At 36.6% G+C, this 20,733-nt stretch carries 22 protein-coding genes and 1 riboswitch; of the genes, 13 read left to right on the top strand and 9 right to left on the bottom strand.

From position 1 onward, the window contains the following. The first annotated feature begins 12 nt into the window (after positions 1-12). The 5 genes from EG359_RS13360 (at position 13) to serS (ending at position 4,776) form a co-directional block, all read left to right on the top strand. Entirely contained in the window at positions 13-501 is a 489-nt protein-coding gene (locus tag EG359_RS13360; RefSeq protein ID WP_076356999.1) for a hypothetical protein, read from the top strand. Between the two features lie 6 nt (positions 502-507). After that, on the top strand, positions 508-1,620 hold the full coding sequence (locus EG359_RS13355) for a glycosyltransferase (protein ID WP_076356997.1): 1,113 nt from the start codon (positions 508-510) through the stop codon (positions 1,618-1,620). 38 nt (positions 1,621-1,658) lie between these two features. Continuing rightward, the gene (locus EG359_RS13350; protein WP_076356995.1) at positions 1,659-2,906 is read left to right on the top strand and encodes an oligosaccharide flippase family protein; all 1,248 of its coding nucleotides are present in this window, start codon (positions 1,659-1,661) and stop codon (positions 2,904-2,906) included. Between the two features lie 14 nt (positions 2,907-2,920). After that, positions 2,921-3,442 (top strand): hypothetical protein, encoded by a 522-nt coding sequence (locus EG359_RS13345; RefSeq protein WP_076356993.1) that lies wholly within the window; start codon positions 2,921-2,923, stop codon positions 3,440-3,442. A gap of 65 nt (positions 3,443-3,507) precedes the next feature. Continuing rightward, positions 3,508-4,776: a serine--tRNA ligase gene (serS, locus tag EG359_RS13340; protein WP_076356991.1), complete on the top strand. Its 1,269-nt coding sequence runs from the start codon at positions 3,508-3,510 to the stop codon at positions 4,774-4,776. A 54-nt stretch (positions 4,777-4,830) separates the two neighbouring features. On the opposite strand, the gene EG359_RS13335 is transcribed toward serS, so the two are convergent. The 9 genes from EG359_RS13335 to EG359_RS13295 all read right to left on the bottom strand — a co-directional run bounded on the left by EG359_RS13335 (position 4,831) and on the right by EG359_RS13295 (position 14,418). Continuing rightward, complete coding sequence (locus tag EG359_RS13335; RefSeq protein ID WP_076356989.1) at positions 4,831-5,574, bottom strand: hypothetical protein; 744 nt, start codon at positions 5,572-5,574, stop codon at positions 4,831-4,833. Between the two features lie 22 nt (positions 5,575-5,596). Further along, positions 5,597-6,322: a sulfite exporter TauE/SafE family protein gene (locus tag EG359_RS13330; protein WP_076356987.1), complete on the bottom strand. Its 726-nt coding sequence runs from the start codon at positions 6,320-6,322 to the stop codon at positions 5,597-5,599. Further along, on the bottom strand, positions 6,313-6,765 hold the full coding sequence (locus tag EG359_RS13325) for a FixH family protein (protein WP_076356985.1): 453 nt from the start codon (positions 6,763-6,765) through the stop codon (positions 6,313-6,315). The genes EG359_RS13330 and EG359_RS13325 overlap by 10 nt, the downstream gene beginning before the upstream one ends. Before the next feature lie 9 nt (positions 6,766-6,774). Next, positions 6,775-8,229 (bottom strand): cytochrome c oxidase accessory protein CcoG, encoded by a 1,455-nt coding sequence (gene ccoG, locus EG359_RS13320; RefSeq protein WP_076356983.1) that lies wholly within the window; start codon positions 8,227-8,229, stop codon positions 6,775-6,777. 95 nt (positions 8,230-8,324) lie between these two features. Further along, positions 8,325-9,206, bottom strand: a complete 882-nt coding sequence (locus EG359_RS13315; RefSeq protein WP_076356981.1) for a cbb3-type cytochrome c oxidase N-terminal domain-containing protein — start codon at positions 9,204-9,206, stop codon at positions 8,325-8,327. Positions 9,207-9,215: 9 nt separating this feature from the next. Further along, positions 9,216-9,416: a cbb3-type cytochrome oxidase subunit 3 gene (locus EG359_RS13310; RefSeq protein ID WP_027373015.1), complete on the bottom strand. Its 201-nt coding sequence runs from the start codon at positions 9,414-9,416 to the stop codon at positions 9,216-9,218. 18 nt (positions 9,417-9,434) lie between these two features. Continuing rightward, positions 9,435-11,696: a cytochrome-c oxidase, cbb3-type subunit I gene (ccoN, locus tag EG359_RS13305; protein WP_076356979.1), complete on the bottom strand. Its 2,262-nt coding sequence runs from the start codon at positions 11,694-11,696 to the stop codon at positions 9,435-9,437. Positions 11,697-11,717: 21 nt separating this feature from the next. After that, positions 11,718-11,930 carry a cbb3-type cytochrome oxidase assembly protein CcoS gene (ccoS, locus tag EG359_RS13300; protein ID WP_076356977.1) on the bottom strand — a complete coding sequence of 71 codons (213 nt, stop codon included), beginning with the start codon at positions 11,928-11,930 and terminating at the stop codon, positions 11,718-11,720. Between the two features lie 109 nt (positions 11,931-12,039). After that, positions 12,040-14,418, bottom strand: a complete 2,379-nt coding sequence (locus tag EG359_RS13295; protein WP_076356975.1) for a heavy metal translocating P-type ATPase — start codon at positions 14,416-14,418, stop codon at positions 12,040-12,042. An 88-nt stretch (positions 14,419-14,506) separates the two neighbouring features. Here EG359_RS13295 and EG359_RS13290 point away from each other — a divergent pair, with 88 nt between their 5' ends. From EG359_RS13290 to EG359_RS13255, 8 genes are all read left to right on the top strand, one after another. Further along, complete coding sequence (locus tag EG359_RS13290; RefSeq protein WP_076356973.1) at positions 14,507-15,220, top strand: Crp/Fnr family transcriptional regulator; 714 nt, start codon at positions 14,507-14,509, stop codon at positions 15,218-15,220. A gap of 63 nt (positions 15,221-15,283) precedes the next feature. Beyond that, positions 15,284-16,099, top strand: coding sequence for a 3-methyl-2-oxobutanoate hydroxymethyltransferase (gene panB, locus EG359_RS13285; protein WP_076356971.1), 816 nt, complete (start codon positions 15,284-15,286; stop codon positions 16,097-16,099). Between the two features lie 3 nt (positions 16,100-16,102). Then, the gene (locus EG359_RS13280) at positions 16,103-16,417 is read left to right on the top strand and encodes a hypothetical protein (RefSeq protein WP_076356969.1); all 315 of its coding nucleotides are present in this window, start codon (positions 16,103-16,105) and stop codon (positions 16,415-16,417) included. A gap of 8 nt (positions 16,418-16,425) precedes the next feature. Then, positions 16,426-17,106, top strand: a complete 681-nt coding sequence (locus tag EG359_RS13275) for an RluA family pseudouridine synthase (protein WP_076356967.1) — start codon at positions 16,426-16,428, stop codon at positions 17,104-17,106. A gap of 132 nt (positions 17,107-17,238) precedes the next feature. Then, a riboswitch (TPP riboswitch) is annotated at positions 17,239-17,335 on the top strand. Between the two features lie 57 nt (positions 17,336-17,392). Next, on the top strand, positions 17,393-17,599 hold the full coding sequence (thiS, locus tag EG359_RS13270) for a sulfur carrier protein ThiS (protein WP_076356965.1): 207 nt from the start codon (positions 17,393-17,395) through the stop codon (positions 17,597-17,599). Between the two features lie 22 nt (positions 17,600-17,621). Further along, entirely contained in the window at positions 17,622-19,433 is a 1,812-nt protein-coding gene (gene thiC / locus EG359_RS13265; RefSeq protein WP_076356963.1) for a phosphomethylpyrimidine synthase ThiC, read from the top strand. Beyond that, entirely contained in the window at positions 19,430-20,020 is a 591-nt protein-coding gene (locus EG359_RS13260) for a thiamine phosphate synthase (protein ID WP_076356961.1), read from the top strand. Before thiC ends, EG359_RS13260 begins: the two co-directional genes overlap by 4 nt. Continuing rightward, positions 19,993-20,733: a hydroxymethylpyrimidine/phosphomethylpyrimidine kinase gene (locus tag EG359_RS13255; RefSeq protein WP_076356959.1), complete on the top strand. Its 741-nt coding sequence runs from the start codon at positions 19,993-19,995 to the stop codon at positions 20,731-20,733. Before EG359_RS13260 ends, EG359_RS13255 begins: the two co-directional genes overlap by 28 nt.

Raw genomic sequence — 20,733 nt, 5'->3', positions numbered from 1 at the left:
AATAGAAAGGATATGAAAATTGAAGAATCCAATATTGTAGAAACCAACGACTATAGAGTTATTATATATCCGGCATCAAGGCCATTTGAAACCAAAGAAGCAAAAACTATTACTGAAAAATTATTCGATTTTTTAGCAACGTGGGCTGCTCATGGAAAACCCCTTTCCTCATCCTTTAAAATTGAAAAAAATCAATTCATTGTTATATGTGTAGATGAGGAGAAAGAAATGGCTTCAGGATGTAGTATTGATGCTCTTGGGAAAATAATGAGAGAGATTGATGAAGAATATCAGTTGGGCTTATTCGATAGAATGAAAGCTAGTTTTATTGAAAATGGTGAAGTGAAAACACTGAAACTTATTGATTTTAAAACAAAAATAAGAAACGGGGAATTATCAAAAGATATTCAAGTCTTTGATTTTTCTAAAAATACCTACCTTGATTTCTTAAGCCATTTTGTTTTACCATTTGAAAAAAGCTGGGCTTCTTCCATAAAATAATCTCCATTGAAAATCCTGTTTATTTCCTCATGGTTTCCGAACAAGCTGGAGCCTACTAATGGCAACTTTGTACAGCGTCACGCAGAAGCCGTGGCGTCGTTACATGAGGTAGAAATATTGCATGCTATAGGAGATCCTGCCCAGGATCAGGAATTTATTTTCGATGATCAGAAGATCAACGGAATAAGAACACTTGTGGTGTACTACAAAAGCTCTAAAAATCCGGTATTGAATTTTAGAAATAGAATGCAGGCTTATCAAAAAGGTTTTCTGGAGTTGCAAAAACCAGATTTGGTACATGCAAACATATTGCACAATTCCATGTTTTTTGCTGTTTATTTAAAGGAAAAATACAGGATTCCGTTTGTGATCTCAGAACATTGGTCAGGTTTTCTTCCGATAAACAGATCCAAACTTTCATTTATAGGCATTCTTACGGCACGATATATTGCCCGAAGAGCCTCTTGTTTACTTCCTGTGAGTAGTATTCTGAAAGATAATCTAAAGGAACTGAAAATAGGTAAAAACTTTAAGGTTATTGGAAATGTAGTCAATACAGAACTATTTTCCCCGAAAGAAAAACAACATAAAGCTTTTATATTTCTTCATATATCGAATCTTATTCCCCTTAAAAACCCGGATGCTATCATTGAAGCCGCAGTTCGGCTTAGAAAAGATTTTAAGAACTTTGATCTCCAGATTGGAGGTGACGGAGATGTAAAACAATTGAATAAGCTCATTGAAAAGCATGATGGACAAAGCTACATCAAAACATTTGGTGAAATTTCACATGCAGAAGTTGCTGAAAAAATGAAAAAAAGTGATTGCTTTGTTCTTTTCAGTGACTATGAGAGCTTCTCTTGTGTCCTATTAGAATCTCTTTCTTCCGGTGTTCCGGTAATTGCAACTCGTGTAGGGGCAATTCCTGAAATTATTGGAGAAAATCATGGAATCGTTATTGAAAGATCTGAAGAAGAGCTTTATACAGCAATGAAAAATATGCTGAATGGAGATTACAAGGCAGATTCTCCGGAAGAACTTCATCAATATGTTGTCGAAAAGTTTTCAGTACCAGCCATTGCAAACGAATTTAACAAAGCATATAAAAATATTATATAAGACTGTCAAGGTTTTAATGCTCCGTTGATCAGATCAAAATGAACAGTTTAAAAGATTTTATCAGGGCTTTTTTTGCCAATAAAGGACAGCATGTATTTTTATCTTTGCTGATTACGAAGATATGCGCATTTTCAGGATCTCTCTTCATGATCAGAATCTTGCCGGAAAAAGACTTTGGGCTATTGAGTATTGTTGCTTCTGTTTTTGCAATCTTCGCGCCCTTTAGTGGGTTCGGAAGCTCTCAAAGTCTTATCAGATTCGGATCACTAAGTAGTTCTGATGATGAAAAAAAAGAATTGTCAGCTTATCTTTTTAGAAAAGGATTTTTATATCATCTTATCTTAAGTTCTGTATTTTTTTTATTAGCCTTTTTTTATGTAACTCATTATTCATACATCTTTTATATCTTTTTTTTCTTTACCGTTCGTCTGATTGGAGTCTACTTTCTTAGTCATATTCAGGCAGAGCGTCGTATTTATTTAAAGAATAAGGAATTTGCAATGGTCAATAACGTTGTCAATATTTCAGGATTATTGATGATGATTGTTTTCTCACTATTTTGGGGATTGTACGGATATCTGATTGCCAATGCAATATCTCCGTTTCTTTCTCTTTTTTGGTTTAAAGGGCCGCTGCCAAAAATTACAAACCTTTCATTAAAATTTACTACAAAAGAAATCTGGAGCTTTGCATTACACGCTTCTATAACTGCGCTCTTGTCGGATGCTTTCTTCTCTGCAGATATACTTTTACTGAATTTTTTCAAAAATGAGAGCGTCGTAGCCAATTATAAGGTAGCGTTGCTTATTCCCGCAAACATTACCTTTTTAGCTCTTTCTTTTATGCAGAGTGATTATCCGGTTCTTGCTAAAAATCATCGCAATAAATCCTTTCTAAGAAATTATATCATTAATTACTATAAGATCTTTATCCCTATATCTCTGTTGATATTGATTGTGGGATGCTTCTTAAGTAGTTTTATAATTCGTATTTTCTTTGGAGAACAATACACTGACAACTCATTTGCCTTCTCACTTTTGCTGGGGGTATTTTGTGGAAGTATGTTATTGAGAAACCTATATGGAAATCTGTTATCTGCAGTTGGATTGATGAAAATGAATACCTTTTTTTCCATTCTATCTTTGCTTCTTTTAGCTGTTTTTTCTTATTTTTTGGTTCCAAAGTCAGGAGTAGTTGGGATGGCAATTTCCTTGGGAGCTACATTAACTTTTGTTGGATTTTTAATGATGTTTTCATTTTTCTCTTATCTTAGAAAGTTGAAATAAAGTATCTTTGCGTTATGAGAAACATTGTTTTTGGAATATTGGTTATTGTTTCTGCACTGATAAGTTGTGGCCAGGATGAAGAATCTTTGCAAAGAATCGATCAAATCCTGAATATCTACATGAAGTCAGATACCAATCCGGATTTATTGAACAGTAAAAAAGCAGGTTCATACACTTCTTATAGTGTGAATGATATGTTTGGAACCAGAGACGATTCTCCGGTGACTATTCCCCTAAGAATGACAACAGATTCTGTGTTTTACATGGAATATATTGCAGGAGCAAAGAGAAGAAGACTGGATTCTGTAAGTCCAAGTAATCCGGGAACCGGGAATTCTTACAATTCAAGAATGATGGTTACGCTAAGAAAAACAGTCAATAATACAACAGAAACAACGGTTGACACATTGGAAATTCAATACCGTAAATCACCTACATTGTTTCAGGTTTCAAAGGTTATTTACAATGGAAAAGAGAAATTTTCCAAGGAAGCAGATGCACCTAATTCAATAAATACGGTAACTATCGTAAAATAATTTTAAATTTGTAAAATTGTTAGCTTATATTAAGCCAAACATCTAATATTTAACATCTAAATAAAATGTTACAAGTCAATTTTTTACGCGACAATAAAGAACGCGTTTTAGAAGGTCTTAAAAAAAGACAATTCAAGAATCTTGAGTTGGTAGACGAAGCTATTTCTACTGACGAAGAAAGAAAAAGAATCCAATTTGAATTAGATTCCCAGCTTTCCGAGATCAACAAAATCTCCAAGGAAATTGGACTTTTGATGAAGGAGGGAAAGAAAGAAGAGGCGGAATCGGCAAAGTCTAAAACAGCACAGTACAAAGAGTCGAGTTCAGAATTGAAATCCCAGCTAGAAGTTAAGGAAACTGAATTATTAAATATTCTGTATCAAATTCCAAACATTCCCAATGAATTGGTGAAAAGTGGGGCTTCAGCTGATGATAATGAAATTATTTTCCAGTCTCATACAGTGGAGGGTCTTGGTGAAGGAGCTATTCCTCACTGGGAACTTGCAAAGAAATATAACCTGATTGATTTTGAACTAGGAGTGAAGATTGCTGGTGCCGGTTTTCCTGTTTATTTAGGAAAGGGAGCAAGATTGCAGAGAGCTCTAGTTCAATATTTCCTGGATAAAAATGTGGAAAAAGGGTATACTGAAGTAAACCCGCCTCACGTTGTAAATGAAGCTTCTGGTTTTGGAACAGGGCAGTTGCCTGATAAAGAGGGGCAAATGTATTATATCAATGAAGATAAACTATATCTGATCCCTACAGCAGAGGTCCCTGTAACCAACCTTTACCGTGATGTATTGTTAGAGGAAAAAGATCTTCCAATTAAAAATACTGCATTCTCTCAATGCTACAGAAGAGAAGCGGGAAGTTATGGTGCTCATGTAAGAGGGTTAAACCGTCTTCACCAATTTGAAAAAGTAGAAATCGTAAGAATTGAAAAACCGGAAAACTCTTATGCTGTTTTGGAAGAAATGGTAGAGCATATCAAGGAAATCCTTACTGATCTTGAACTTCCTTTCAGAGTTCTAAGACTTTGTGGTGGTGATACTGGTTTTGCGGCGGCTATGACGTATGACTTTGAGGTTTGGAGTGCTGCACAGGAAATGTGGTTAGAAGTAAGTTCTGTATCTAACTTTGAAACATTCCAGGCTAACAGACTTAAATGTCGTTTCAAAGCAGATGGTAAGTCTCAATTGGTTCATACCTTAAACGGATCTGCAATGGCATTACCAAGGATTATGGCTGCATTGCTAGAAAATAACCAGACTGCGGAGGGAATTAAGCTTCCAAAGAAGATTGCAGAATATGCAAGATTTGATGTTATAAACTAATTGATTTAGTCTCAAATAAAAACCCACCGAAGAAGTTCGGTGGGTTTTGTTATTTTATTCTGTTACGATAACTATTTTTTTATCTGCATTTTTAAGCTTAGGATACTTGTCGTACAAAGTTTTCAAATCATATTGTATCCTTACGGAATAATCATCAACCTGTTTCAGCCAGTCATGTTTACCGGTGATAGATTTTATTTTATTTTCAAACTTTAAAGTAGTTCCTATATTTTTGAAAAACATCATCATCATCCCTTCCATATTGGCTGTTTCTTCTTTTGATCCTTTCGATTGGAGTGCTTCTTCAATATTTTTAAGATTGAAAACATCTGTATTAATAACGAGTGTTTTTCCATCCCAGGTATTGAGGAAATTTTGATCAAGAGGTAATTTCTCGTCTTTATTGAAATTTTTAATTAACTCATAATCATTTGGAGTGAAATGATCCATTTTAAAGGAAAACCCAACAGGAACAGGTTTATTATCTGCTTTTGTAGATTTCAAAAAAAACTTTTTAAGGATTCTAATAGTGTCTTGATTCTCAGTCTTTAATTTCCCCTCTTTCTTTAGAAGATCATACATGCTCGTCCAGATGGTTGGAAACCTATCCATATCCTTAAACTTTTCCTGTTTTATTGAATCAGGTGTCATCGCTTCCATTTCTGCCATAAATTCTCTGGTATCAACATCGGTAATTACAGATGAAGCCGAGTCTTTATGATAAATCATTTCAGTATTTATGGTACAGGATTGTAAGGTGAACAGGCTTATTAAAAATAAGACAATCGTTTTCTTCATGGTATATTGTTATAATTTCTAATTAATGGCAATTAACAGCTTCGTTCGGATCTTTGGAAATAGTCATAGCTTCTGCTTTCGGAGAAACATAAGGGATTCCAAGTTCCAGGCCTCTCAGAATGAACAGACCTCCCAGAATGATCATAATCACGGGTACGGCTTTTAAAACTTTTATTCTAAAAGCTTGATTCATGAGGTTTCCGGCCAAAACAACGGCAAACATGAATGGAAGTGTTCCCAATCCGAATAAAGCCATATATAAAGCTCCCTGCCATATTCCGCCGCCTGCCAGACTTGCTGTAAGAGCCATGTAAACCATTCCGCATGGTAAGAAACCATTAAGAATTCCGGTTGTAAATCTGGAGCGGTAGTCTGCTTTTTGAAGTAATCGTCCTAAGTTTAACTTTACCGAGTATAAAAACTTGGATAGAAATGGAATTTTTGAAGCAAAATCTTTTCCTCCAAAAGAAAATACAGCCATGATAATAAGCAGAACACCTGCAGTAATTGTCAGATATTTCTGAAATCCTGCCATCTCAAACCCTTGTCCAATAATCCCCAAGAGTGCACCCAGTAATGAATAAGTGAATATTCTTCCAAATTGATAGGTGAGATTCTGAAGATAGAAATTGGCAGCTTGTTTTTTGGTTAATCCCATCGATAAAGCAATAGGTCCACACATTCCGATGCAATGAAAACCGGAAGCGAAGCCTAAAGCAATAGCCGATACAATAAGTCCTATTTCCATATCACGTCATAATCCATTCTATAGTCTGTTTTGTCTTTTGTCCAACTCAATCTTAGGGTATAATTTCCCATTTTCAATACCTGTGCAGGTATCATAAAAGTTTGGTTGGCATCAAGCTCTACAGATTTTTTAATGTCTAAATTCTGGTCGTCGGTTCTGTTTAAAACAAATTTTACCGTAGTATTAGAATTATTATATTCTTTTGGAAAAGTGATTTTAATTCCATTAGCTTCCTGACTGTATACAGGTTTTTCCTGTAACTCATCAGCTCTTTTCTTGGCATCAATTACATCTTGGTATTGTAGCTCTTCTTCATAGTAATTGTCCGTTACCATTTCTGAGTTCTTCTGCCCGTTCGGGAAAAGAAACATCATGGATAGTATAAAAACTATGAATGCAAATAATGCAATTACAACACCGTGTCCCCAACTAAAGTTCTTCATTTTTTCTATTTAAAATTGCAGTTTGAATGGTCCTTCAAAATAAGTCTGGTAAGAATCTACGAGTTTACCTTTCATATCATAAACCCCGATGGTAATATTCTGTTTAGATAGCCTCATTTCATTCTCAGGGAAGCTGATATTAATGGTTCCCTTGGAAATTTTGTCTCTGTCTACTTGTATCTTACTTGAAGCACTATATGTGATTTCTCCATGAGCAGGATCTATTACCTTAATGGTAACGATCTTTTTGTCATTTGTTTTGTTTAAGAATGTATAATTATAGGTATTGATAATTTTTCCATCTTTTACAAAGAATGTACTACCTGCCGGTTTAATAAATTTAGCTTCCATTTCTCCACGGCTGTAAAGCAGATATCCTAAGAATCCCACCAAAAGGAATAAGAAGATACTGAATCCTTTCATTCTTCCTGTAAACTTGAATTGAGTTTCTTTCTCAATTTCATTTTCAGAAGCATATCTTACAAGTCCCTTCGGAAGGCCTACTTTTTCCATTACTTCATCACAGGCATCAATACACGCTGTACAGTTTATACACTCCAGCTGTTGTCCGTCTCTGATATCAATTCCTGTAGGACATACCACGACACACTGATGACAGTCGATACAATCTCCTTTACCTGCTGCCTTTCTGTCTTCTCCTTTTCTCCATTTTGATCTGTTTTCTCCTCTCTTGAAATCATAAAAAACATTGATCGTATCTTTATCAATCAGTACACCCTGAAGTCTACCATATGGGCAAACCAATGTACATACCTGTTCTCTGAACCATGCAAATACAAAGTAAAATGCAGCGGTAAGAAGAATCATTACGATAAAATTGGTAGGATGTGCAAACGGTCCTTCGGAAACAATTTTAATTACTTCTTCATAGCCCACAATATACATGAACATAAAGTGAGTAATGATTAATGAAATAATAACATAAACAGACCATTTTAAGCTTCTTTTCCAGATCTTCTCACTATTCCATTCCTGTCTGTCCAGCTTCATTTGCTTATTTCGGTCACCTTCAATCAGATATTCGATTTTACGGAAGATAGATTCCATAAAAATTGTCTGAGGGCATATCCACCCGCAGAAAATTCTTCCGAACGCAATCGTAAAAACAATAATAAAAATTAAGGATGCGATGGCACCTAAAGTAAGGATAAAAAAGTCCTGAGGATAGAAAGGTTGTCCAAAGATAAAAAACTCTCTGTCTATTACATTAAACAATAATAATGGATTGCCATTAATTTTAATGAACGGCAATGCAAAGTAAATAATTAATAAAAGATAGCTTACAAGATTTCTATAGTTGGTGTATTTCCCTTTAGGCTTTCTTGGAAATACCCATCTTCTTTTACCGGATTGCTCCATTGTCCCGATAGAATCTCTGTAAGTCTCAGGGTCCAGAACCTGTCCCTGTCCGCCTCGTACTTCTATTTCTTCTATGTCTGACATATTGTAATGTGTTTAAAAAAGAAAAAACATAATTCGTTACTATTTTTAAGGTAATAACAAATTATGTTTTTTTCATATGTTTCTAATTTTCTAAATTATTCTTTTTCCCAATGTGCTTCAGTTCCTTGAGGAGCTGCTCCTCCTTGAGCCTGAGTCACTGGTGCTACTTCCTGGTTGATGTGATATACATAAGCTGCAATCTTTTCAATTTCAGCTCCGGAAACCTCTCCGTTTTTACCAAATGCTCTCATCGCAGGGTTAGTAGGAGAACCATTCCAGTCCATATGGAATACGTTCTTGAATAACGTCTTCTCTGGCTGGTTGATCCAGAAGTTATCGGTCAAGTTTGGTCCGATACCTCCACTACCATCTTCTTTGTGACAAGATGCACAGTTAGTTTTAAATAATTCTTTACCTTCTGCAATGTTGTCAGCTGAATATTTAGCTGTTTCAATTGTTACAGGAGGCTGCTCGCTTTCATACTTCGCAATGCTTGCCATTTGCTCCTTGTATTCTTTTTCATATTCGCTTAATGGATGAGCGAAATCTGTGAAAGAATAAGCTGCAATGTATACAATACAAAAAGCAGTCCCAAAATAGAATAAACCTACCCACCATTTTGGTAACTGGTTATCCAATTCCATGATACCATCGAAACCGTGGTCGATAAGGATATCTTTTTCTTCTGAAGCAGATTGCTTCTTGAATGCAGCATCGTACATTCTTTTTAAGAAAGGAATCTTCTTCTCAGCTAAATAAGCTGCTTTTTCTTCCGGAGATAAAGTTTTGAATTTATTGTTTTCAATCAAATCTCCAATAGCACTGTGGATGTATGCTAGAATACCAGCAATTACAACAGTTCCCCAGAAGTAAGGCGAAGCTAGGAACGCGTAGCTCTGTACAAACAAATAATAAAAAACGATTAAAAGTCCGATTATTATTAAGATGTTTACGATAACAGGTGTTCTTTGTTTCATAAAAATAGTTTAATTTTTTAAATTAAAATCGTCATCTTCATCATCCCCAAGTGGTGCTTCTTCTTCTTCTTTGTAATATTTTTTAGGCTTGCTAAAAACATAGATTATCAAAGCTACGAAGAACAGCATAAAGAAAATCAGAGCCAGAGTCTGGTAAAACCCAGCATTTTCCGTATTGGATAATATATCTTTAAAGTTCTGAGGAATCATATGAACCTTTTAATGTTTTTAGTTATTACTTGCTGTTTTGATTTCAGTTGTCTTGATATCAGTTCCTAATCTCTGAAGATAAGAAATAAGAGCTACAATTTCTTTTTTCTCTAATTCTCCCTGAGGTCTCTTAGCATAAGCCTCTTTCAAGTCATTTGCTTCAGAGAAGATATCTTTTACAATTTTTGCCGATTGGTTATTTGCCCATTTGTCTGCAGAATCAATTTGAGCCTTTGTATAAGGTACATCAAACGTATTCTTCATCAGCTTCATTTTATCTACCATTTTAGATCTGTCTAAGTCAGTAGCGATTAACCAAGGGTAACGAGGCATAATGGAACCTGCAGAAGTAGATCTTGGGTTATACATGTGCTTGTAGTGCCAAGAACTTGGGTTTTTACCACCTTCTCTATGTAAATCCGGTCCTGTTCTTTTAGAACCCCATAGGAATGGTCTGTCATATATAAATTCTCCTGCTTTAGAGTATTGTCCGTTTTTACCGTTGAATCTTGTAATCTCATCTCTGAACGGTCTGATCATCTGAGAGTGACAAGCGTTACAACCTTCACGAATATAGATATCTCTACCCTCTAATTCAAGTGGAGAATAAGGTTTTACTGCTGATATTGTAGGAACACTTTTCTTAAGAGATAGGGTAGGGATAATTTCTACCATACTTCCAATTGAAATTGTACACAATGACAATACTGTTAACAATAATGGCATTCTTTCCAACCAAAGGTGGAATCCTTCTCCTTCTTTACGTTTGTTTCCGATGTTAGCTAAAGCTGGTGCTTCTGCAGGAACCTCTTTTTGGAATGATCCTTGTCTTACCGTAGCAATAACGTTTACAATCATTAGGATAGCTCCTGAAATATAGAAGATACCTCCTAAGAATCTCATTTTAAAGTAAGGAATAATAGCCGTTACAGTATCCAACCAGTTTTTCCATAATAAGGTTCCGTCTGGGTTGAACTGCTTCCACATTAATCCTTGTGTGAATCCAGAAATATACATTGGTACTGCATAGAAAATAATTCCTAATGTCCCTAACCAGAAGTGCCAGTTAGCTAATTTTACAGACCAAATTTTTGTTCTCCACATAATTGGTACCAAGTAATAGATAACCCCGAATGCCATGAAACCATTCCATCCAAGAGCTCCTAAGTGTACGTGACCGATAACCCAGTCTGTAAAGTGACCAATTTTATTGATGTTTTTAGTTGCTAAAAGCGGTCCTTCAAACGTTGCCATACCATAACAAGTAACTGCTACTACGAAGAACTTAAGAATAGGGTTTTCTCTTACTTTATCCCAAGCTCCTCTTAAGGTTAGAAGACCATTTAACATACCTCCCCAAGATGGTGCAATAAGCATAATAGAGAAACCTGTTCCTACTGCCTGTGCCCATGCCGGAAGAGCCGTATACTGAAGGTGGTGAGGACCAGCCCAGATATATACAAAGATTAGTGACCAAAAGTGAATAATAGACAGTTTATATGAGAATACTGGTCTGTCTGCCGCTTTTGGTAAGAAATAATACATTAAACCTAAAACCGGAGTTGTCAAAACGAATGCTACCGCATTGTGACCATACCACCATTGTACAATGGCATCTTTTGCTCCTGCATATGCAGAATAAGATTTCCAGCCAGTGAAAGATAATGGAACTTCAAGATTGTTGAAGATATGAAGCATTGCTACTGCAACCCAAGTACCAAGATAGAACCAAATGGCTACATAAAGGTGTCTTACTCTTCTTTTTGAAATGGTTAGAATCATATTGACCCCGAAAATGATCCAAGATATCGCAATTAATATATCAATTGGCCATTCATGCTCAGCATATTCCTTAGAAGTATTGATACCCATAAAGAATGTAATGAACGTAGCTACGATCATAAACTGCCAAGTCCAAAAATGGATCCAAGATAATGTATCACTGTACATTCTTGTTTTTAATAATCTTTGCGTAGAGTAATACACTCCAACATAAACAATATTACACACGAACGCAAAGATCACGGTGTTGGTGTGCAACATCCTGATTCTACCAAAACCAAATGCTCCATGAGTGTTTATTAACCCTTGAATGTTACCTGATGATAAACTATTAATGGTTGTATCATCTGTACCGAATAAGAATTCCGGTAATTCAGGGTAGAAAAGCATTAATGCCGCCGTAAGCCCGAACGTAAATCCTATGAAACCAAAGATGATGGTCGCATAGAGGAACGCACGGACAATACTATTGTCATAACTAAACTTTTGTGTTTCCATATCAACTATTCACTATTTTTCTCAATTTTTATTATTTTCTCCTATCTCTTTTCCGTCTTTATTATTGTCGCCATTCTCATCTTTTTCTTTGACTCTTTCATCATCAAAAAGGATTCTGACAGCAGGAGATTCATCATCTTCAAACTGTCCTTTTCTGGCATACACTATAAATACGACCAAGAAAATGGCAGCTAAAGAAACACTGCAGACGATCATTAAATATAGAATATCCATTGGACAACAAAATTAACCTATTTTCGGGGTTCAAATTTAGTGAAAAATAATGACATTCATCACGAAATGCCGATTTCAGCTAATTTAAAATCAGTCTAAATAAGGGCGTTTAAGCCTGTTTTTTGAAGTGTTTGCGACCCAGTATCCAAGTCGAAACTGTGGTGAAGGTAACTACCGTGATGGAACTAACTGGCATGATGATTGCCGCAAAAAGGGGATGCATGTGCCCTGTAACAGCGTAACTTAACCCAACAATATTATAAAGAAAACTGATTATAAATGTCATTTTCACAATTGTGATAGAGCCTTTGCAGACATTCAGGTAATTGTTCAGAGTGACTACTTTTTCTCCATTCATGATGACGTCAGAAGAGGGTGTAAAGCTGTTGGTATCATCTGCGATGGCAATACCTACGTTACTTTGCTTTAGAGCTCCCGCATCATTTAGACCGTCGCCCAGCATAGCTACCTTCATGTTCTGATCCTGAAGATTTTTGATGTAATTCAGCTTGTCTTCCGGACTTTGATTAAAGGCCATTCCCTTATAGTTAGGGATGAGTTCCTTAAGCTGAACTTCCTCTGAGGAGTTGTCACCGCTCAGGATAAATATTTTGTAGTTGGTAAGTTTTTTGAATAGATCCTTAAGCTTAGGGCGGTATTCATTCTTGAAGATGAATTTACCTAAAAACTGATCATTTTTACTGATGTAAACAGCGGTTTCAAGATTCTTTGGTTCCTGATTATTATAACGGGCAGAGCCTATTTTGTAAACATTTCCTCTTATGCTGGCTTCGTAACCTTTTCCGGAGATTTCCTGGAAATTTTCCACTGTAAAATAATCATCATTGACTTCTATGAATTCATAGAGTGATTTTGAAAGTGGATGGTTGGAGTTTTTCAGTAATGTTTTGATATTGAGCAAGTCAAACTCTTGGATCTCAGTGCCACTGTATTTGATGCTTGATTTTTTTCTGTGAGTAATAGTGCCCGTTTTATCAAAGACAATGGTGTCTAATTTTGCAATTTTTTCAATGGTTAAGGTGTCTTTTACGTAGAATTTATTTCGGCCTAAAATCCTCATAATGTGTCCGAAAGTAAACGGTGCAGACAAGGCAAGGGCACATGGGCAGGCGATAATCAGAATGGCTGAAATTACCTGGAACATCTTCTCTAAATCAATGAAAGCCCAATAAATTCCAGAAATAAGTGCAATGCCTAAAATGATGAATGTGAAGTATTTGCTGATGTTGTTGGTCAGTGTGTCAAGTCCTGTTTCATGCTTTTTAAAGGCTTCCTTATTCCAAAGCTGAGTAAGGTAACTCTGATCCACATCTTTGATGACTTCAAGCTCTAAGGATGATCCTACTTGTTTACCTCCTGCGAAAATTTTGTCTCCGGGTTGCTTGCTAATACTTTCACTTTCTCCGGTAATAAAGCTGTTGTCAATATTACCTTCTCCGTTGATAAGAATGGCGTCTACAGGTATAATTTCCTGGTTTCTAACCAGAATTCTGTCTCCAACTTTTATTTCAGAAAGAAGAATGTTTTCCTGTTTTCCGTCAAAGTCTACTTTTGTTACCGCAATAGGGTAAAAAGATTTGTAATCCCTGTCGTAAGAAAGTGCGCTGTATGTTCTTTTCTGGAAAAGTTTACCCATCAGCATGAAAAATAGCAGGCCACAAAGGGTGTCGAAATATCCGGGACCGTAATCTGTAGCCACTTCATAGATACTTCTTCCAAAAAGAACAAATATTCCCAATACAATAGGAACATCAATATTGACGATCTTGTTTTTTAATCCGTACCATGCAGATTTGTAATAGTCTGAGGCAGAATAAAAGACAACAGGACATGCCAGTAGGAACATCAGTACTCTGAAGAGTCCTTTGTAATGCTCCATCCAATAATCCTCTCCTCCTACATATTCAGGAAATGCCAAAAACATCCCGTTTCCAAATGCAAAACCTGCAATGGCAAATTTCACAAGAAGGGATTTGTCTAAATGGTCAACATTTTTCTCAGCTGTTTCAAGACTGATCACAGGTCTGTATCCTAGATTGGTTAAAAAATTAGCTAGTTCGCTTAATTTGAAGTCGTTATGATTGAATGAAATCTGTAGAGTCTTTCGGGTAAAGTTAACCTGTGAATACTTAATATAAGGATTCAGGGTGTGGAGGCTTTCTAGCAACCAAATACAAGAAGAACAGTGGATTACAGGGATTTTGAAAGTGACAAGACTGGTATTTCCCTCAGAAAAATCAGTGACCTTTTCGAAAATTTCCGGAGTGTCCAGATAATCGAACTGGGTAGAGTTTTCATCACCCGGACGAATTCCTGCCCCTTTGTTAAGCTCGTAGAAATTACTTAAATTGTTCGTATTCAGGATTTCATAAACAGACTTGCAGCCATTGCAGCAGAAAGTCTTTTCATCAAACAGAATTCTCTCTTTTTCTATCTCTTGACCACAATGAAAACAGTTCTCGCTCACCCCATAAAATATTGAACTACAAAATTATAACAATTTTTTTTGTTTATCGCGTTAAAAAGTTCTATTTTTGTGATAAATATCATATAAAATGCCGCAGGAACAACAGATAGCAATTGAAGAGAGGTTCGCCAGAGTTTTTAATGATAAATCATTTAAGGAAAGACTTTCTAGCGCAGATTTTGAAAAGTACATTAATGGCAAAAAAAGACTGAGTTTTCAGAAACATGACACCATCTTCGAGGATGGAGAAACTCCAAGAGGAGTTTTTGTTCTGGAAAAAGGGGCTGCCAAACTTTCAAAATCAGGAGCTTTTGGGAAAGATCAGATTTTAAGATTTATTAAAGAGGGGGATATCATCGGCTATCGTTCTTTGCTTTGTGGGGAAAACTTCCAAGCCAAAGCAGAAGCAATGACAGATATAGAATGTGTTTTCTTACCAGCAGATATTTTCATGTATCTTTTGGAGGTAGATCCGCAATTATCTTTCGTAATGCTTCAAAAAATTTCTTACGAATTAGGAGAATCTTCCAACACCATTACTTTCCTTGCCCAGAAAACGGTAAGAGAGAGACTGGCGGAAATATTGCTGCTTTTGGAACAGAAGCTGGGGGTAGATCCGGAAGGCTTTATCAAGATCTCTTTAACAAGGGAGGAAATTGCAAACATTATTGGTACTGCTACTGAAAGTGCCATTCGATTAATCTCCGAGTTCAAACAGGATAGCCTGATTGAAGTGGATGGGAGAAACATCAAGATTCTAAATCACGATAAACTCATGAAACTCGGTCACGTAGTTTTATAAAAATCATACAAAACTTAAGTCGGCCAAAGGCCGACTTTTTAACTTTAAAAAAATAGATAAATTATGTCTGTTCACTCTGAAATTAAAAAAGTTACGACTGAAACCTTGCGTAAAATGAAATTCGACAAGGAAAAAATAACAATGCTTACAGCCTATGATTTTACCACGGCAAAGATGGTAGATGCAGGTGGAGTAGATGCTATTTTGATTGGAGATTCTGCTGCGAATGTAATGGCTGGTTTTGAAACTACATTGCCTATTACATTGGATCAGATGATCTATCATGCGCAAAGTGTGGTAAGAGGAACTGACAGAGCTTTGGTTGTGGCAGACTTACCTTTCGGAACTTATCAGAGTAATCCTGAAAAAGCATTGGAGTCTGCAGTAAGAATGATGAAAGAGGGAGGTGCTCATGCGGTAAAGATTGAAGGGGGGAAAGAAATTTCCAAATCAATCAAAAAAATCATTAATGCCGGAATTCCTGTAATGGGACATTTGGGATTAACACCACAGTCTATTTATAAATTCGGAACCTATAAAGTAAGAGCTAAAGAAGAAGCTGAAGCTGAAAAGCTGATCGCTGATGCACAGCTTTTAGAAGAATTAGGTTGTTTTTCTGTTGTACTGGAAAAAATTCCTGCAGAACTTGCAAAAAGAGTAACGGAAAGCATCTCTATTCCTACTATCGGGATTGGAGCTGGTTCAGACTGTGACGGGCAGGTTTTGGTATATCATGATATGGTAGGAATGAACAAAGGATTCAGTCCAAAGTTCCTAAGAAGATATCTTGATCTTTATACTGAAATTACAGGAGCCGTTGCTCAATATGTGAAAGATGTAAAGACTGTTGAATTTCCAAACGAAAACGAAAGCTACTAATTTATGCAGAATCAACAATCCATCCAGGGGATGTTATCCATTGGAGCCCTAATTTGTCTTGCTGTAGGTTGGTTTAATTTATTTTCTCCGGAAATTAATCATTTGCTTTCCGGAAAAGTTTTTTATGTCCTGATAGGAGCTAGCTTCTTTGTTCAGGCACCTTTGCTTACAAACAAAAACTTTATGTATGCAATGTATGTAGCAGCAGGGATTTGTGTAGTGGGAGCATTTTTACCGGAAGATTCAAAACTTTCTGTACTGAAGACTATTGGCCTTTTGGGAGGTGTTATCCTTTCCCTTTCTAATAGAAGAAGATAGACTAAAGGATTATGAAGGAGCAGATTGTATATGAAGATAATCATCTTCTGGTGGTTAATAAAAAAGTAGGCCAACTTGTACAGGGAGACAAGACTGGTGATGAATCACTATTAGAATCAATAAAGAATTTTATAAAAATAAGAGATGCCAAGCCGGGAAATGTTTTTCTCGGTTTGGTTCATCGTATAGACCGTCCCACTTCCGGATTGGTGATCTATGCTAAAACTTCCAAGGCACTTTCTCGTCTTACCCAAATGGTGAAAAATCGTGAGGTTAAAAAGACCTATTGGGCTGTTGTGGGAAAGGAAATGATTCCCCAGACTCAGAGATTGGTTCATTATTTAAAGAAAAACGAAAAGAATAATAAGGCTATCGTTTTTCCTAAGGCTACAGAAGGAGCAAAGGAGGCTATTCTTACCTACAATGTTATAAAGACATTGGATAATTATTTGCTTCTTGAAATTGACCTTGAAACGGGAAGACATCATCAGATTCGGGCTCAGCTATCCAAAACGGGAGTTCCGATCAAGGGAGATCTGAAATACGGATCCCCGCGTTCCAACCCGGATGGAGGAATTAACCTTCATGCCAGAAAATTAGAATTCATTCATCCTGTCACAAAAGAAAATATTGAAATTATAGCGCCCGTTCCGCAGAATGATGCGATTTGGAGAGCTTGTGAAGAATAGCACCCTATTGATATACCGATACAAACCTTTGTAGAAGTATTCTTTACTAATAAATAAACCACCTCAATTCTGGGGTGGTTTTTTATTTGAAAAAATCAATTTTGCCTATTCTGAAAAAATAACTAACTTCGTCCCATACTTTAGGGGTGTCTGTTATCCACAGACTGAGACTTTACCCTTTGAACCTGATCTGGATCATACCAGCGTAGGGAAAAGTAGGTGACTTTTGCTGTACATTCTATTGTACAATAATGGCCATTCCTAAAGTATATTTAAAATATTAGGAATGGAACTTATAATCAACCACACCCGAAAAACATTTAATGTACTTCCTGAAAATCTGGAAGCACTATTGGCTATGGAATTACCCGGAAAAAAGAAAGGAATTGCTGTAGCCCTCAATAATCGTATCATTCCGCTGTCCGCCTGGGCAGAAACATTTCTTAAGGATCAAGATTCAGTTTTAATCATTACTGCCACTCAAGGCGGTTAATTCATATTTAATACCAATATTTATGGCTCATTCAATTACGTGTTCGCCATTTCCGAACTCAAAGAAAATTTATATTGAAGGAAAAATTCATCCTATCAATGTAGCAATGCGAGAAATACAGCTTAGCCCTACAAAGCTTAGCAAGGGCGGTTTTGAAGAAAATGCTCCGGTAACGGTTTATGATACTTCAGGGCCTTATACTGACGAGAATGCAGAAATTGATATTCAAAAAGGACTTCCAAGGATAAGGGAGCAATGGATTCTGGATAGAAAAGATGTTAATATTCTGGACGGAATTACATCAGAATACGGAAAAGCCCGTCTGGCAGATACAAAGCTTGACGAATTACGCTTCGCTTATGATCACAAACCCAAGGTGGCACAGGAAGGAAAAGAAGTGACTCAGCTTTACTATGCAAAACAAGGGATCATTACTCCTGAAATGGAATATGTAGCCATCAGAGAGAACCAGCGTATTGAACAACTGGAAACTGTTTCAAAAGAAATGTCTTTTCAGCATGTTGGAAATAGTTTTGGTGCCAACACGCCTAAGGGTAAGATTACACCAGAATTTGTAAGAGATGAAATTGCGGCAGGAAGAGCTATTATCCCGAATAACATCAATCACCCTGAAAGTGAGCCTATGATTATAGGACGAAACTTTTTAGTGAAAATCAATGCCAATATCGGAAACAGTGCTGTTTCATCAAGTATTGACGAAGAAGTGGAGAAAGCCGTTTGGGCATGCCGATGGGGAGCAGATACCATTATGGATCTTTCAACAGGAAAGAATATTCATGAAACAAGAGAGTGGATCATCAGAAATAGTCCGGTTCCCATTGGTACAGTTCCTATTTATCAGGCATTGGAAAAGGTAAAAGGAGTGCCGGAAGATCTTACATGGGAAGTTTTTAGGGATACATTGATAGAGCAGGCAGAGCAGGGAGTGTCTTATTTTACCATCCATGCCGGAGTTCTTTTACGATATATTCACCTGACAGCAAACAGAGTAACGGGAATTGTATCCAGAGGAGGTTCCATTATGGCAAAATGGTGTTTATTCCATCATAAAGAAAGTTTTTTATATACTCATTTTGAAGAGATTTGCGAAATCATGAAGAAGTATGACGTAGCTTTTTCTCTGGGAGATGGTCTTCGCCCGGGTTCTATTGCTGATGCCAATGATGCAGCTCAGTTTGCGGAACTGGAAACTTTAGGAGAGCTGACAAAAATTGCTTGGAAACACAATATACAGGTCATGATTGAAGGTCCCGGACACGTTCCCATGCACATGATTAAGGAAAATATGGAAAAGCAGCTGGAAGAATGTCAGGAAGCACCATTTTATACCTTAGGCCCTTTGACTACTGACATTGCACCGGGTTATGATCATATTACATCAGGAATTGGAGCTGCAATGATCGGATGGTTCGGATGCGCAATGCTTTGCTACGTAACTCCTAAAGAACACTTAGGCCTTCCCAATAAAGACGATGTAAAAGTTGGGGTAATTACCTACAAGTTAGCAGCTCACGCAGCGGATTTGGCAAAAGGACATCCCGGAGCACAATATAGAGATAATGCATTAAGTAAAGCCAGATTTGAATTCAGATGGGAAGATCAGTTCAACCTTTCGCTAGATCCTGATACGGCAAGATCGTATCATGATGAAACGCTACCTGCTGACGGAGCAAAAATTGCCCATTTCTGTTCTATGTGCGGACCAAAATTCTGCTCCATGAAGATTACACAGGAAATTAGAGAATCTGCAGAGCAAGGAATGCTGGATAAATCACAGGAGTTTATTGAAAAAGGAAAGGAAATTTATATATGATCCTCGTTATCACTCCTGAAACTATAATTCCTAATGAACAAGAGATTATTAATCAAATGTTTTATGAGGGGCTGGATTTGCTTCACATCAGAAAACCGTGGATCAATAAAGAAGAAATGACCGATTTTATAAACGGAATTGATAGCTCTTTTTATGCTCAGTTAGTTTTGCATACTCATTATGAACTTGGAAAGGATTATCGTATTGCCAGATTTCATTTTAGAGAACAGGATCGAAAAGAGGGAAAGTATAAGGAATTTATCAATGAAAATATAATTTCAACCTCTGTGCATGATATCATAACCTATAATAACTTGGAAAAAGAATGGGAGTATGCTTTTATAAGCCCATTTTTTCCGAGTATTTCCAAAAAAGGATACGGTGTTGATTCTACGGTAATGGATAGTGTAAGACAAAGAGATAATCCGGAAGTAAAGCTGATTGGCTTAGGAGGAATTAATGCTGATCATATTCACGAAGCTTTTGATACAGGAGTAGACGGAGTCGCTTTATTAGGAGCAATTTGGGAAAGTAATGAACCTTTAAAAGTTTTTAAAGAATGCAGACAGAACGTCCCTTTGTCATAAGCATTGCAGGATTTGATCCAAGTGGAGGAGCCGGTTTATTGTCGGATATTAAAACCCTGGAACAGATAAAAGTAATGGGATTGGGAATTTGTACAGCCCTTACCTTGCAGACAGCTTCTCAATGCCTTAGTCTGGAATGGCGGTCCATAGATGAGATTGTCAAGGAAATTAATGTATTGATGAGTCATTATACGGTTTCCGTTGTGAAAATTGGAATTGTAAAAGATGCGGAGTTTCTGATTGAAATTATCAATGCAGTTAAGGCTTGCAATGCTGACGCTAAAATTGTTTGGGATCCTGTATTGAAAAGTACATCAGAATTTACTTTTTTCAATCTTGAAACACTTCCGTTATTGAAAAATTGGATAGACAAGATTAGTTTAATTACCCCTAACTATAATGAATACAATGTTTTAAAGAATGTTGGTCTCTTGTCAAAAGAAAACTCCTGTTCAGTGCTTATCAAAGGAGGACACAGAGAAGACCTTTTAGGAACGGATGTTTTAGTTGAAGACGGAATTGAAACCTTGTTGGCACCAAGCAACGGAGATTTTGTATACCATCCAAAACATGGATCCGGATGCGTTTTGTCCTCCGCAATTGCAGGAGAACTGGCTAAAGGTGAATGTCTGGAAACCGCCTGTAGAAAAGGAAAATTATATATCGAAAAATTTTTAAAAAGCAGTCCCTCTTTACTGGGAACACATTCATAG

It is taken from the genome of Chryseobacterium joostei (genome assembly GCF_003815775.1).
GTDB classification, from domain to species: domain Bacteria; phylum Bacteroidota; class Bacteroidia; order Flavobacteriales; family Weeksellaceae; genus Chryseobacterium; species Chryseobacterium joostei.
This window is presented reverse-complemented; position numbering and strand designations above follow the sequence as displayed.